At 67.3% G+C, this 13,856-nt stretch carries 14 protein-coding genes; 3 read left to right on the top strand and 11 right to left on the bottom strand.

Annotated elements, in window-relative coordinates:
- Positions 1 to 214: 214 nt before the first annotated feature.
- Both ACQKJZ_RS14160 and ACQKJZ_RS14155 read right to left on the bottom strand, forming a co-directional pair.
- Positions 215 to 1,048: an IclR family transcriptional regulator gene (locus ACQKJZ_RS14160; RefSeq protein ID WP_427731712.1), complete on the bottom strand. Its 834-nt coding sequence runs from the start codon at positions 1,046 to 1,048 to the stop codon at positions 215 to 217.
- A 72-nt stretch (positions 1,049 to 1,120) separates the two neighbouring features.
- Positions 1,121 to 2,134 (bottom strand): zinc-binding alcohol dehydrogenase family protein, encoded by a 1,014-nt coding sequence (locus tag ACQKJZ_RS14155; RefSeq protein ID WP_427731710.1) that lies wholly within the window; start codon positions 2,132 to 2,134, stop codon positions 1,121 to 1,123.
- 126 nt (positions 2,135 to 2,260) lie between these two features.
- Between ACQKJZ_RS14155 and ACQKJZ_RS14150 the strand changes: the two genes are divergently transcribed.
- Positions 2,261 to 2,599 carry an L-rhamnose mutarotase gene (locus ACQKJZ_RS14150; protein WP_427731708.1) on the top strand — a complete coding sequence of 113 codons (339 nt, stop codon included), beginning with the start codon at positions 2,261 to 2,263 and terminating at the stop codon, positions 2,597 to 2,599.
- Positions 2,596 to 3,705, top strand: coding sequence for a mannitol dehydrogenase family protein (locus ACQKJZ_RS14145; RefSeq protein WP_427731706.1), 1,110 nt, complete (start codon positions 2,596 to 2,598; stop codon positions 3,703 to 3,705). Before ACQKJZ_RS14150 ends, ACQKJZ_RS14145 begins: the two co-directional genes overlap by 4 nt.
- 308 nt (positions 3,706 to 4,013) lie before the next feature.
- On the opposite strand, the gene ACQKJZ_RS14140 is transcribed toward ACQKJZ_RS14145, so the two are convergent.
- The 9 genes from ACQKJZ_RS14140 to epsC form a co-directional block, all read right to left on the bottom strand.
- Positions 4,014 to 5,249 (bottom strand): UxaA family hydrolase, encoded by a 1,236-nt coding sequence (locus ACQKJZ_RS14140; RefSeq protein WP_427731704.1) that lies wholly within the window; start codon positions 5,247 to 5,249, stop codon positions 4,014 to 4,016.
- Positions 5,246 to 5,545 (bottom strand): UxaA family hydrolase, encoded by a 300-nt coding sequence (locus ACQKJZ_RS14135; RefSeq protein WP_312487603.1) that lies wholly within the window; start codon positions 5,543 to 5,545, stop codon positions 5,246 to 5,248. The genes ACQKJZ_RS14140 and ACQKJZ_RS14135 overlap by 4 nt, the downstream gene beginning before the upstream one ends.
- On the bottom strand, positions 5,542 to 6,576 hold the full coding sequence (locus ACQKJZ_RS14130; RefSeq protein WP_427731702.1) for an aldo/keto reductase: 1,035 nt from the start codon (positions 6,574 to 6,576) through the stop codon (positions 5,542 to 5,544). The genes ACQKJZ_RS14135 and ACQKJZ_RS14130 overlap by 4 nt, the downstream gene beginning before the upstream one ends.
- The gene (locus ACQKJZ_RS14125) at positions 6,573 to 7,481 is read right to left on the bottom strand and encodes an amidohydrolase family protein (protein WP_427731700.1); all 909 of its coding nucleotides are present in this window, start codon (positions 7,479 to 7,481) and stop codon (positions 6,573 to 6,575) included. Before ACQKJZ_RS14125 ends, ACQKJZ_RS14130 begins: the two co-directional genes overlap by 4 nt.
- A complete protein-coding gene (locus tag ACQKJZ_RS14120; RefSeq protein ID WP_427731698.1) occupies positions 7,478 to 8,209 on the bottom strand; it encodes an SDR family oxidoreductase in 732 nt (243 codons plus the stop codon). The genes ACQKJZ_RS14125 and ACQKJZ_RS14120 overlap by 4 nt, the downstream gene beginning before the upstream one ends.
- 1 nt (position 8,210) lies before the next feature.
- Positions 8,211 to 9,515 carry an L-fucose:H+ symporter permease gene (fucP, locus tag ACQKJZ_RS14115; RefSeq protein WP_427731714.1) on the bottom strand — a complete coding sequence of 435 codons (1,305 nt, stop codon included), beginning with the start codon at positions 9,513 to 9,515 and terminating at the stop codon, positions 8,211 to 8,213.
- 301 nt (positions 9,516 to 9,816) lie between these two features.
- On the bottom strand, positions 9,817 to 10,662 hold the full coding sequence (locus ACQKJZ_RS14110) for a fumarylacetoacetate hydrolase family protein (RefSeq protein WP_427731696.1): 846 nt from the start codon (positions 10,660 to 10,662) through the stop codon (positions 9,817 to 9,819).
- Positions 10,663 to 10,767: 105 nt separating this feature from the next.
- Positions 10,768 to 11,508 (bottom strand): gamma-glutamyl-gamma-aminobutyrate hydrolase family protein, encoded by a 741-nt coding sequence (locus ACQKJZ_RS14105; protein WP_427731694.1) that lies wholly within the window; start codon positions 11,506 to 11,508, stop codon positions 10,768 to 10,770.
- A complete protein-coding gene (gene epsC, locus ACQKJZ_RS14100) occupies positions 11,505 to 12,479 on the bottom strand; it encodes a serine O-acetyltransferase EpsC (RefSeq protein ID WP_427731692.1) in 975 nt (324 codons plus the stop codon). The genes ACQKJZ_RS14105 and epsC overlap by 4 nt, the downstream gene beginning before the upstream one ends.
- A gap of 205 nt (positions 12,480 to 12,684) precedes the next feature.
- On the opposite strand from epsC, the gene ACQKJZ_RS14095 reads away from it, so the two are divergent.
- Positions 12,685 to 13,704 carry a class 1 fructose-bisphosphatase gene (locus ACQKJZ_RS14095; protein WP_427731690.1) on the top strand — a complete coding sequence of 340 codons (1,020 nt, stop codon included), beginning with the start codon at positions 12,685 to 12,687 and terminating at the stop codon, positions 13,702 to 13,704.
- The last annotated feature ends 152 nt before the right edge of the window (positions 13,705 to 13,856 follow it).

The raw sequence follows: 13,856 nt of genomic DNA, 5'->3' as shown, positions 1-13,856 counted from the left end.
CCAGGCCAGCGCACCACCGATCGAGCACCCTGCCAGCCGACAGCCGCAAGCCAGCGAACCGCTCCGCCACCGCATCTGTCTATCCGCCATACCCGCCTGGCCCCCCTAAATCGGGTTTCGCAATGATCCCCTTCAGGGGGGGGGGTTCATTTCATGTCCTCCTGCTATAGTAACTGTTTAACAACATGCTGGGGGCACGTTTTCAAACAGGCTCTCAGCCTTCGTCGCCGCGATAGCCCAGTTGCGCGGAGATTCGCGTCGTCGTCTCCGCCAACAGCTTGCGTGCCTCGGCCAGCGTCACCGATTGCGAGCCGTCGATCGTCTCCATGAAGGGGATGGTCAGCGCGGCCATGAACTCGCCGCCAAAGCCGAACACCGGATAGCTGATATCGGTGACGCCGCGCGTGATCGGACTTTCGCGCAGTTCATGGCCTTGCGCGCGCACGCGATCGAGCGCCTCGCTCAGTCCGGCGCGGCCGATCGGGCGCCCCTGCACCAGTTCCAGCCGGTCGATGATCCGTCCCACCTGTCCCGCCGGCGCGAAGGCGAGCAGCACCTTGCCCGAACAGCTGTTCAACAGGTCGATCGACGCGCCCATGCGCAGCGCGAAGCCGCGCGTGCCGGGATTCTCCTCACGCGCGATGACCAGCCCCGCCCCGCCCTCGATCACCACCAGGTGACAGGATTGCCCGGCGGTCATCGCCAGCGCCTGCATCTCAGGGAGCGCCGCCGCCGTCAGCCGCCGCGCGGGCGTCGCCCGGTATGCGATGTCGAGGAACTTGTATGTCACGCGGTAGCGGTCGTCGGCCGACGATTTCTCCAGATAGCGCGCTTCCTCCATCACCACGACGATGCGGAACAGCTCGCCCAACGATCGGCCCAGCGCCACCGCCATCTCGCTGACCAGCAGGCCCTCGGGATGGTCGGCCAGCAACTCGATGATCTGGAACGCCTTGTCGAGCGCGGGCGCGGCATAGCTGCCCTTGCGAACACGCCCCTCGGCCCGCCCGCCGGCCCGCTCCCCATCCGCCTTGCCCTCTCGCGTCATGTCACTCCCCATGGTCGATGGAATTAGGGCGATGACGGGGGCTCGGCAAGCCGAAGGGCCGGACCGCCATGCTTAGATCGTGACGATCGCCTTCAGCACGCTGTCCGCCTCGGCAATCAGATCGGGCACGCGGGTGGGCGCTTCGTCCAGCGTCAGCTGATGGGTGCGGATCGCATCGGTCGGGATGTCGCCGCGCCGGATGCTGGCGATGACATGGTCGAAATCGACCGACAGCGCGTTGCGGCTGGCGATCAGCGTCGTCTCGCGCTTGTGAAATTCGGGATCGGCGAAGACCAGATCGTCCTTGCACACGCCCACCAGCGTATAACTGCCGCCATGCGCGACATAATCCAGCCCGGCGCGCATCGCATGGATGTTGCCGGTCGCGTCGAACACATGATCGAACATCTCGCCATCGGTCATCGCCGACAGGGTCGATGCCAGATCGGCATCGGCGACCACCCCTTCCTCGAACCCGAAATGGCGGGCGGCATAGGCCAGGCGCGGCGCGCGCGTGTCGACCAGCACCACCCGCGCCGCCCCCGCGATGCGCGCGAACAGGGCGACGCCCACGCCGATCGGTCCGGCCCCGACGACCACCGCCGTCTCGCCACTGGCCAGCGCGGCGCGGCGGACGGCGTGTGCGCCGATCGCCAGGAACTCGACCATCGCCGCCTGATCGAGCGACAAGCCGGTCGCATCGACCACCGCGCTTTCCGGCACCGCCAGAAACTCGCACATGCCGCCATCGCCATGGACACCCAGCACGCTGATCCGGGCGCAGCAATTGGGCTTGCCCCGCCGGCACGCGCGACAGGTACCGCACGCGATATAGGGATTGACGGTCACCACCTGCCCGACGGTCAGCGCCGATCCTTCGGGTGCCTCGATAACCTCGGCCGCCAGTTCGTGCCCGATCAGGCGGGGATATTGCAGGAACGGGTGTTTGCCGGTGTAGATGTGATAGTCGGTGCCGCAGATGCCAGCGCGTCGCATGCGGAGCAGCACCTGCCCCGCCGACCGCACCGGCGCTGGCCGATCCTCCACCATGATGTCGAGCGGCTGCACACAGACCAGCGCCTTCATTTCAAGCCTTTCGCAAATTTCTATACGCAACCATGCTCTCATATGTGCCATTAAAGTTCCAGCCCCGGAAGGCTGGTCGGTTCCCGACCGGGCATGCCGGGACGACAAGGAAAGAGAGGAAGGGATATGGGCCGACGGATATGCTTTGCGCTGGATCTGGTCGCCGATGCCGATCTGATCGCGGACTATGAACGGGCGCATGCCGCCGGAGCGGTCTGGCCGGACGTGACCGAGGCGATCCGCGCCAAGGGCTTTGAGTCGATGGAAATCTGGCGCACCGGCGACCGGCTGTTCATGATCGCGGAGGTGGCGGACGACTGGCCCCGTACGATCCCGCCAGAGTTGGCGGCGACCGACGCCAAATGGGAGGCGGCGATGGACCGCTTTCAAAAGCCCCTGCCCCATGCCGCATCGGGGGAGAAATGGGTGGCGATGGACCGTATCTATTCACTGGACGAACAATGACGCCGCCTGACGCCGTGATCCTGCAATTCGGCACCAGCCGCTTCCTGCAGGCCCATGTCGACCTGTTCGCCGAGGAAGCCCGCGCCGCCCGGCAGACCGTGCCGCCGATCGTCATCGTCCAGACCACCCGCGATCCCGAGCGCGCCAAGCGCTTGGCGGGCTTTGCCGATCCGGCGGGCTTTCCGGTCATTCTGCGCGGGATGAAGGATGGCGCCCCGCATGAACGGACCGTGCAGGTGCGAACCGTGTCCGAAGGATTGAGCGCGGCCAGCGACTGGCCCCGCCTGTTGCAATTGTCCGAACGGGCGAGCCATATCGTCTCCAACACCGGCGATAGCGGTTATGACATTCCCGAAGCCGACCGACACGCCCAGGCGACACCGGCCAGCTTTTGCGCGATGCTGACCGCGCTGCTGCACCACCGCTGGTCGGTGGGGGGTGCGCCGGTGACGATGCTTCCCTGCGAGCTGGTGGCACGCAATGGGGACACGTTGCGGTCGCGGGTGACGACACTAGCCGCCGACCAGGGACGCGAGGACGGTCTCCTCCAGTGGCTGGAGACCGCTTGCCTATGGGCCAACACGCTGGTCGACCGCATCGTCAGCGAACCGCTTCTCCCGGCAGGTGCCGTGGCCGAGCCCTATGCGCTCTGGGCGATCGAGCGCCAGCCGCGGCTGGCCCTGCCCTTCGCCCATCCCGACATCGTGCTGACCGACGATCTGGACCGGTACGAGCGACTGAAGCTGCACATCCTCAATCTCGGGCATAGCTGGCTGGCGGCGCGTTGGCATGACGGCGGCGGCGCGGCGGACCAAACGGTACGCGGGGCGCTGGCCGATGCCGACACGCGTGCTGCGCTGGAGCGGGTGATGGCGGAAGAAGTGCTGCCGGGCTTCGCCGCGCATGGCATGGCGGACGAGGCGCGTGTCTATATCGCGACCACACTGGAACGCTTCGCCAATCCGTTCCTCGACCACCGGCTGTCGGACATCTTCGGGGGGCACGCCGCCAAGATCGACAAGCGGGTCGGCGGGTTCATTCGATGGGTCGATGCATCGAACAAGACGGTCGCGATGCCGGATTTGCGGGCGCTGGCGGAGAAATAGGGGGACGCCTATTCCCCACCTCCGTTCAGCCTGAGCGAAGTCGAAGGCCAAGGGATTCGCTTCTCGCGAGGTCCCGGGCGTGCACTTCGACTTCGGCGCTACGCGCCGAAGTTTATCCTGAGCGGCTGGCTTGCCAGCCAGCCGAAGGGCTCAGCGCGAACGGCGGTCGGGAATTCATAGCGTGAGTATTTTCAATGAGCCCCTCCCCTTCAGGGGAGGGGTTGGGGTGGGGCCTCTCCTTGCACCCCGCGCTTGCGGAAACGCCCCACCCCCGGCCCCTCCCCTGAAGGGAAGGGGAGATTGAGTCCTCACGCCGCGCGCGGCAGACAGCTCGGCCCTTTCGCCCCTGCCGCCTTGTAGGTCAGCACGAACTCCTGATGCCCCAGCGCTTCCGACTTGGTCTCTGCGCCGCCCGACACCGCGACGATCAGGTCGACGATCTCCGCACCCACCTCGTCCAGCGTCGCGTCGCCGTACAGGATGCGCCCGGCGTTCACGTCCATATCGCCTTCCATCCGGGCATACATTTCCGGGTTGGCGGCGATCTTGATGACCGGCGAGATGGCCGAGCCGACCACCGATCCACGCCCCGTGACGAACAGGTTGATATGTGCGCCGCACGCGATCAACTCGCCGATCTCGGCATTGTCGACGATGTTGGGGAAGCCGAATTTGGGATCGCCCGCAGGCACCACGTCGAGCAGATACAGGCCCGGTCCCGGCGCCTGTTCGGCGGGCAGGATGACGCCGGTGATCGGGCGGCTGCCCGACTTGGCATAGGCGCCCGCCGACTTTTCCTCCTGGCTCGACAGACCGCCTTCGGCATTGCCGGGCGCGAAGCTGCCATAGCCCATCGCCCGGTAATAGCGCTCGGCCTGCGCGACCGAGGCGATCAGGTCCTGCGCCACCTCCGGCGTCGCGGCGCGCTCGGCCATATGGCCCTCGCACCCGATCATCTCGCCGGTTTCCTCGAAGATGCAGATCGCGCCCGCATCATAAAGCGCGTCGAAGGCGCGGCCGACCGCCGGGTTGCCGGTGATGCCGCTGGTCCCGTCCGATCCGCCGCAGATGGTGCCGATCACCAGTTCGGAGATGGTCATGGGCACGCACACGGCTTGCGCATCCGCCTGCGCCCGCACGCGCTCGACGGCTGCGATCCCCGCCTCCATCGCGCCGCGCGTGCCGCCCGACTGCTGGATCACGATGGTCTCGACCGGGCGTCCCTGTTCGCGCGCATTGGCGGCCAGCGCCTCGCGGTTGAAGCTCTCGCAGCCCAGCGACAGCAGCACCACGCCGCCGACATTGGGATGGGTGGTCAACGCTTTCATCATCGCCAGCGCATAGTCATTGGGGTAGCAGCCAGGAAAGCCGATCAGCTGCACGCGCGGATCGTCCATCCTGTCCACGATCCGCCGCGCGACATGATGCGCGCACTCGACCAGATAGACCACCAGAATGGCGTCACGAATGCCCTTGCGCCCATCGGGGCGCGCCCAGGCCTGCCAGGTCCGTTCGGTCATGGTCCCAGTCATGCCCGTGTTCATGCGTGATCTCCGTGCGCGTCGCGCAGATGCGCGGGAATATAATCGCTTTGCATATTGTGCATGTGCACCCAGCCGCCGGCCGGCGCATCATGCGTCATCGACCCGATCGGCATGCCGTATTTAATCACTTTGTCGCCTGTTCCCAAGGGCATGACCGCTAATTTATGGCCCAGCGCCACGCGTTCGGTTATCGCCAGCTCATAGCCGTCCACGATGATCCGCTCGCCCGGCTCCACCGTGCGACAACAGACCGCGACATTGTCCGCCGGGGTCAACCGGATCGCCGCGACACTCATTCCACCACTCCTGGTAACGGCGCATCGGGGCGCACCAGCCCCTGCTGCCGAAGGTCGTTCCAAAATCCCCCGGGGATCGGTTCACGGTAAAGCCGCACCGTGTCCGCCACCTGCGCCGGATTGGCGACGCCGGGGATGACGCTGGCCACCTGTGGATGCGCCAGCACGAAGGCGAGCGCCGCCGCCGCCAGCGACACGCCATGCCGCGCCGCCACCGCCTCCAGGGCGCGCACGCGGTCCAGCACATCCTGCGGCGCCGGTGCGTAATTATAGCGGGGGATGGCCGCCGCCGCGCTGCCGGTGGCCAATATGCCGCTATTATAGGGACCGCCGATGACCACCGCCGTGTCCGCCGCCGCGCAGGCGGGGAAGAACCGGTCGAGCGGCCCCTGCTCCAGCAAGGTGTAGCGCCCCGCGAGCAGGATCACGTCGAACCGCGCCACCTCCATTAGCTCCAGGCAGACATCGACCTCGTTGACGCCCAGCCCGAAGCCCTTGATCGCGCCCTCATCGCGCAATCGCTCCAGCGCCTTCAGCCCGCCACCATCGATCAGTTGCGCGCGATACCGCGCATCCGCCGCGCCATGCGTGACCCGGCCGATGTCATGGACGAACAGCAGATCGACCCGTGCCAGCCCCAGCCGTTGCAGGCTATGCTCGTGGCTACGCAGGATGCCGTCATGGCTATAGTCGTAAGCCATGCGAAACGGCATCGCGGTGTGGAAGCCATCGCGCTCGCGGTCGTCGGTGATGGTGGCATCGGGCTTCATCAGCCGCCCGACCTTGGTCGAGACGATGACGTCGCTCATCCCCCGCAGGCCGTCGCCGACGCGGCGCTCACTCAGGCCACGACCGTAATGCGGCGCGGTATCGACATAGCGAAATCCCGCCGCCAGCGCGGCATGGAGCGTCGCCGCCGCCTCGGCATCGTCGATCGCGGCGTAGAGATTGCCCAGCGCCGCCGCGCCGAACCCCAGTTCGGGAAGCGCGCAGCCCGTCGCACCCACCCTGCGGCGGGGAATGTCGATCATAAATCCAGTCCCAATCGGTAGAAGCGGTTGGCGTTGCGCCCCCACAGGTCACGTCGCTCGTCGTCGGAGAACGCCGTCAGCAACGCCTCATAGGCGCCCAGCGTCCGGTCGATATCGGCGGACAGCCGGTCGGTCGGAAAATTGGTCGCGATCATCACCCGGTCGGTGCCGAACCGCGCGATCACCTCCGCGACGATGTCGGCGAAATGCGCCGGATCGAAGGGGCTGTGCACGAAGCCCGCGCCCGACAGCTTGATCGCGGCCTGCGGCATGGCGGCGAAGGCGGCTAGGCCCGCACGCCATTCCGCCAGCCCATCGGCCGTAATCGGCAGCGCGAGGTGGTTGAGCACCACGGGCACCTCGGGATGCCGCCCGGCAACCTCGGCCAGCCCCGCCAGCTGCGGCGGAAAGCCGTGAAAGTCGAAACTCAGGCCATAACGGCCGAGCAACGCATAGCCGCGCCGCCATTGGGCATCCCGCGTCAGGTCGGAGGGATAGGCACGGCGCGTGGCGTCGTGCGGATGCCAGTTGATCAGGTGGCGGATGCCCTTCACCCGCGCATGGCCCGCCTGCCATTCCAGCTCCGCTTCGACATCGGGCCGGTCCAGCGCGACGCGGGCGACGATCCCGCTGGGCAGGCCGTCACCGTCCGCAACACCGTCGAGCCACGTGGTTTCGTCCCGCCCCGCCTCGGCGTCCGCGCCCGCATCGACATGCACCGCGCCGACGAGGTTCCAGTTCGCCAGCTCGCGGCGATAGTCCGCGATGCGATAGCTGTCGGCGATCGCCGCATTTTCCGGTGCGTCGAGCCAAGGATAGCGCAGCACCCGATGATCCCACAGGTGGAAATGCGCATCGACGAAGGGCGGGCGCCCGGTCGTGCCCCCGGTCACGCCCCCGGTCACGCCATCGTCCAGCCGCCATCGATGACGTGCATCTGCCCGGTGGTATAGGCGCTCTCGTCCGAGGCCAGGTAGAGCGCCAGTGCGGCGATCTCCTCGGCGCGGCCCAGCCGGCCCATGGGCTGGCGCGCGACAAAGGCGGCGCGGGCGGACTGTGCGTCCCCGGTGGCCGCCAGCCGCTCGTCCAAACTGGGCGATTGGACGGTGCCCGGGCAGATCGCGTTGCAGCGTATGCCTTGGCCGACATAATCGAGCGCGACCGAACGGGTGATGCCCGCCACCGCCGCCTTGGACGCGCAATAGGCATAGCGGTTGCCCACGCCGATCACGGCACCCGCGACCGAGGCCATGTTGACGATCGCACCGCCGCCATTGGCGATCATCGCCGGCATGAACGCCTGCAGCATATGCGTGATGGCATGGACATTCAGGTCGAAGGACAGGCGATAGCCATTGTCCTGCGTCGCCAGCAGGTCGCCGGCATCGACATAGCCCGCGCAGTTGAACAGCACGTCCACGGCACCGATCCGCTCCCCGAACGAAGCGATCGCGGCGGGATCGAGCAGGTCGAGCACCTCGGTCTGGCAACCGGTCAGCGTCGCCAGCGCCTCGGCATTGCGGTCGACCGCGATCACCTTTGCGCCCTCGGCGGCGAACAGTTCAGCGGCGGCGCGGCCGATCCCCTGGCCCGCACCCGTGACGATCGCCCGCTTTGCCTGTAACCGACCCATATCAATTCGTCTCCATTCGGCGGCCCGCCCACCAGGCGAAGGCCGCGACAACCGCAAAGCTCACGACCGGCACCAGCATCGCGTTGGTGATCCCGGCCAGATCCGACACCAGCCCCATCAGCGCGGTCAGCCCGGCGCCGCCGATGATCGCCATCACGATCAACGACGCCCCCGCCCGGCGCAGCGGCCCCAGCCCCTCGATCCCGAGCGCGAAGATCGTCGGGAACTGGATCGACATGAAGAAGCTCGCCGCCACCAGCGCGATCAACCCGAGCCAACCACCCGCCAGCGCGGCGACCGCGACCAGCGCGATCGAGATGCCGGCGAAGATCAGCAGCAATCGGACGGGCGCCAGCCGCGCCATCAGCGCGCTGCCCAGGAACCGCCCGGCGGCGAACAGCGCCAGCGACAGCAGCAGCGCATCCGCCCCACCGCGCTCGTTCAGCCCGACATTGGCCTGGGCATAGCGGATCGTATAGCTCCACACGCCGACTTGCGCGCCGACATAGAAGAATTGCGCGACCACCGCCGCGATCAGGCGCGGGCGACGGAACACGTCCGTGAACCGCCCATCGCGCGCCTGGTCGTCACTCGCCGGGGCGTTGGCCGGAAAGGCGACCAGCGCGGCGGCCAGCGCGAACAGCAGGACGACGATGGCGATCACGACATAGGGCGGCGCGATCGCCTGCACCTCGGCGCGGTAAAAGGCGTTGCGCGCGGCCGCGTCCATCGTCGCCAGCGCGCGCTCGTCATGCTCGATGCCCGACAGGATGAAATAGCGCCCGACCAGGATGCCGGTCAGCGCGCCGAGCGGATTGGCCGCCTGCGCCCAGTTCAGCCGCCGCGTCGCCCCCGCCGGATCGCCCAGCTCGCCCATCAGCGGATTGGCCGAGGTCTCCAGAAAGGCCAGCCCCGCCGCGATCACGAACAGGCCGAGCAGGAACAGCTGATAGACGCTGGCTGCCGCCGCCGGATAGAAGAGCAGCGCGCCGGTGCCATAGAGCAGCAGCCCGAGCACGATCGCCGCCTTGTAGCCATAACGCCGCATCACCACCGAGGCCGGCACCGCGAGCAGGAAATAGCCGAGATAGAAGACCTGCTGGACGAAGCTGGTCTCGAAATCGCTGAGCGTGAAGGCCTTGCGAAACTGCGCGATCAGGATGTCGTTCAGGTTGTTGGCCATGCCCCACAGGAAGAACAGGCTGACCGTGATCACGAGCGCGGGAAGGTAACGACGGGGGACGCCGGCGGCCCCGGCGGCGGGCGCATCGGCGTCAGCGCGCCGGAGCGGCATGTCGGCATGCATGGCCATCAGGACATTCCTCCACCGCTGTCGAACGCTGCCCCTGCCACCATGAGACGCTCCTTCTCCATGAAAACCATCTTTTATGAGCGTGAGGATAGGGGGAGGTGTCGCATATTGGCAAGCGCTATCGGCCCGATGGGTCTTGGCGCGGGGTGGGACCGGTGGTTTCGCCTCGAAGCACGGCGGCGCATCGCTTAGACGCGCCCCCTGCCCTTCAGACAGCGGCGAACCCGTCTCAAGCCATCCTGCTCCAACGTCGGGAACGGGTGCGCCATCACGGCGCACCCCGCCCCCCAGCCGTTCAGGCCGCCGCGACGAAGCGCTGCTGCTGCTCGCCCAGCTTGTCGATGCCCAGCCGCACCGTCTGGCCGGCGCGCAGGAAGACCGGTGGGTTATAGCCCATGCCGACGCCCTTGGGCGTGCCGGTGGTGATGATGTCGCCCGGCTCCAGCGTGCAGAACTGGCTGACATAGGCCACGATCTCGGCGACCGTGAAGATCATGTCGGAGGTGTTGCCGTCCTGGTGCCGGTGGCCGTCGACCTCCAGCCAGAGGCGCAGGTCCTGCGGATCGCCCACCTCGTCGGCGGTGACCAGCCAGGGACCGGTCGGGCCGAAGGTGTCGCAGCCCTTGCCCTTGTCCCAGGTGCCACCGCGCTCCAGCTGATAGGCGCGCTCGCTGACGTCGTGGACGACGCAATAGCCGGCGACATGGGCCAGCGCGTCGGCCTGTTCGACATAGCGCGCGCGGGTGCCGATCACGACGCCCAGCTCGACCTCCCAATCGGTCTTTTCCGAACCGCGCGGAATCTCGACATCGTCATGGGGACCGACGATCGCGCTCGACCATTTGCCGAAGACGACGGGTTCGGCCGGGATCGGCAGATTGCTCTCGGCGGCATGGTCGCGGTAGTTCAGGCCGATACAGACGAACTTGCCCGGCCGGGGGATGCACGAACCCAGACGCGGCTCGCCCTCGACAACCGGCAGGCTGGCGGGATCGAGCGCGGCGATCTCGGCCAGGCCCTCGGGCGACAGCCGCGCGCCGGTCAGGTCACCCAGCGCCTCGGGCAGCGCACGGATTCGGCCATCGGCATCGAGAAGGCCTGCACGTTCCTGTCCCGGTTGACCATAACGAAGCAGCTTCATCGATTCGGACTCCTCGGATCGCGGGCGCCGGTCGCGCCCCGTTACCCGTCCTCCTTATCGGGGCAGCTGCCACGCTGTCACTTGCAAATATGATCGTGCACTTTCTCATGCATGGCCGCGCGTGGACTCGCCGAGCAGCGAGAAGAAGCCCCGGGCGACCTGGCAATGCGCCACGTCCCATTCGGGATGCCATTGCACCGCCAGCACATCGGCGCCGCAGCCCGGCGCGCGAAACCCCTCGATCAGCCCGTCCTCGCTGTCCCGCGCCTCGACAACTAGGCCATAGCCGAGCCGGTCGACCCCCTGTTGATGCACCGAGTTCACCTCGACCCGGCGATGCCCGCCCTGCCCCGCCAGTCGGCCGCCGGGGGTGAGGTCGACGGGGTGATGATGGCCGAACAGCGACTCGTAATCCTCGTCCCACGATCCCCGATGATGGCGCGGCAGACCGCCCAGGCAGGTCAGCGAGCCGCCGAACAGCACGTTGATCTCCTGCATCCCCCGGCAGATGCCATAGACCGGCTTGCCACGCTCGATCATCTTGCCGCCCAGCGACAGGGCAACGGCATCGCGCTCGGGATCGCTGACGCACGGCGCCGCGGCATCGGTGTCGCCATATTGCGCCGGCGCGACATGCGAGCGGCCGCCGGTCAGCAACAGCCCGTCGAGCATGTCGGCCATGCTGGCGGGATCAACCGCCTCACGGATCGCGGGGACGATCACGACATTGGTGCCGCACAATGTGACCAACGGTTCGATGAAGCGCGTCGCCACTGCCTGGATCGGGCGGCCGGCGACCTCGTTGCCGCACATCAGGCCGATGACGGGCTTGCGCGCGGCGGTCATGCGGTCGTCTCCAGTTCCTGGCGCAGCGCCCGCGCATCGGCACGGTGCAGCGCGCGTGCCTCGGGCTGGACCAGCACGCTGTCGGGCTCGGCATCGGCCAGCAGCCAGACATTGCCCCCGATCACCGACCGCGCGCCGATCGTCACGCGGCCGAGAATGGTCGCGCCGGCATAGATGATGACATCGTCCTCGACGATCGGATGGCGCGCGAAGCGGTCATGCGGCGATCGCGGCGCGGTGCCCAACGCCGAGCGCGCGCCCAGCGTCACATGCTGATAGACGCGCACCCGCTCGCCGATGATCGCGGTCTCGCCGATGACGACGCCGGTGCCATGATCGACGAAGAAATGCCGGCCGATCGTTGCGCCCGGATGAATGTCGATCCCGGTGCGCTCATTGGCGAGTTCGGAGATGATCCGCGCGACGATGGGCGCACCGAGCGCGTTCAACTCATGCGCGATGCGGTGATGCAGGCTGGCGACCGCGCCGGGATAGCAGAGCAGGATCTCGTCGACGCTCTGCGCCGCCGGATCGGCCAGGAAGGCGGCCTCGACATCGCTGTCGACCAGATCGCGGATGCGCGGCAGCGTCGCGCCGAACAGCCGGGCGATCAGCGCGGCCTGTTCGGGCGGAAAAGTCGCATCGGCATCCTTCTGCCAATAGGCCAGCTCCGCGCCGATCTCGCGCTCCAGCGCGGTCAGTCCGGCGAGCAGCTTGGCCGCGACGAAGCGATCCTCCTCGGCCGCGCTCCCACGAAAATGGCCCAGCCGGCGCGGATAGAGCGCGGCGGCGATCAGCGCGACGACATCCTCGACGCCCGAGCGTACGGGGAAGCGTTCGACATCGCGCCCCGCATCCTGCCGCGCGCGCCACGACTGGCGCGCGACGCGCAGCGCGGAGACGATACCGTCGATCCCCGCCGACCCGGCGGCGGGGCTGTGCTGGTCTGCGATGAACGGCCTGCTCGACATGCTGATCCTCCGAGCATCATTATATCCCATCGTCGCCATGGGATATAACAGATTTGCTACGTCCCGATAAAGCACCCCCATTGCTTAACCCATGGTTGCGCGAGGTGGCCGGCACGGGCAAGGACCACCCATCATCAAGGTTCGGCCCGGCGGGAGGGAGACCGCAGGGTCGATCGTCGCCGTCCTTTCCCGGAGCCTTCCGACGATGCCCACCCCGCGCCAGACCACGTTGACCCGGTTCCTGATCGAGCAGCAGCGCCGTTCCGAAGAGACCTGCCCCCCCGAACTGCGCCTGTTGATCGAAACCGTCGCGCGCGCGTGCAAGGCGGTGAACCAGGCGATCTCCAAGGGTGCGCTGGGTGATGTGCTGGGCAGCTTGGGCAGCGAGAATGTGCAGGGCGAGGTCCAGAAGAAGCTGGACGTGATCGCCAACGACCTGCTGCTCGACGCCAATGAATGGGGTGGGCATCTGGCGGCGATGGCGTCGGAGGAGATGGAGACGATCCACCGCATCCCCAATCGCTATCCCAAGGGTGAATATCTGCTGCTCTTCGATCCCATCGACGGGTCGAGCAATGTCGATGTCGACCTGTCGGTCGGCACCATCTTCTCGGTTCTGCGCGCGCCCGAGGATTGCGCCGGCCGTGAAGTGACCGAGGCGGATTTCCTGCAACCCGGCTGCGCGCAGGTGGCGGCGGGCTATGCGATCTACGGGCCGCAGACGCTGCTGGTCCTGACGGTCGGCGACGGCGTCTATGAATTCACGCTCGACCGCGAGATCGGATCGTGGCGGCTGACCGACGGGCCGATGCGCATCCCCAGTGGCAACAAGGAATTCGCGATCAACATGGCGCGCCGTCGCCAATGGTCACCCGGTATCGCCCGCTATATCGAGGAACGCATCCTCGGCACCGAGGGCCCCTTGGGCGAGGATTACAATATGCGTTGGACCGCCTCGATGGTGGCGGACGTGCATCGCATCCTGAAGCGCGGCGGCGTGTTCCTCTATCCGGGCGACCACCGCAAGGAAGGCAAGGCCAAGCTGCGCCTGCTCTATGAAGCGAACCCGATGAGCTTCCTGATCGAACAGGCGGGCGGCGCGTCGATCGACGGCGCGGAACCGATCATGGATGTGGCGCCCATCGGCCTGCACCAGCGCGTCGGCGTCGTGCTGGGCGACGCCGAGGAGGTGGCGCTGGTCGCCGAATACGGGCGGACGGGGTGAGGGCTGGCCCCGGCTAGAAACTCGGGGCCCATAAGAGCAGGGTTGTCGCGCGACGTTGAGGGGTATGCCCTTGGCCTTCGACTGCGCTCAGGCTGAACGGGGTATGGGTTTACAAAGGCCCATATTCTCGGCTGGTCACAGCGGACCGAGGC

This window comes from Sphingomonas sp. NPDC019816 (genome assembly GCF_050274375.1).
Lineage (GTDB): Bacteria > Pseudomonadota > Alphaproteobacteria > Sphingomonadales > Sphingomonadaceae > Sphingomonas.
Note: the sequence above shows the minus strand (reverse complement) of the source record. Positions and strands in the feature narration are given on the sequence as shown.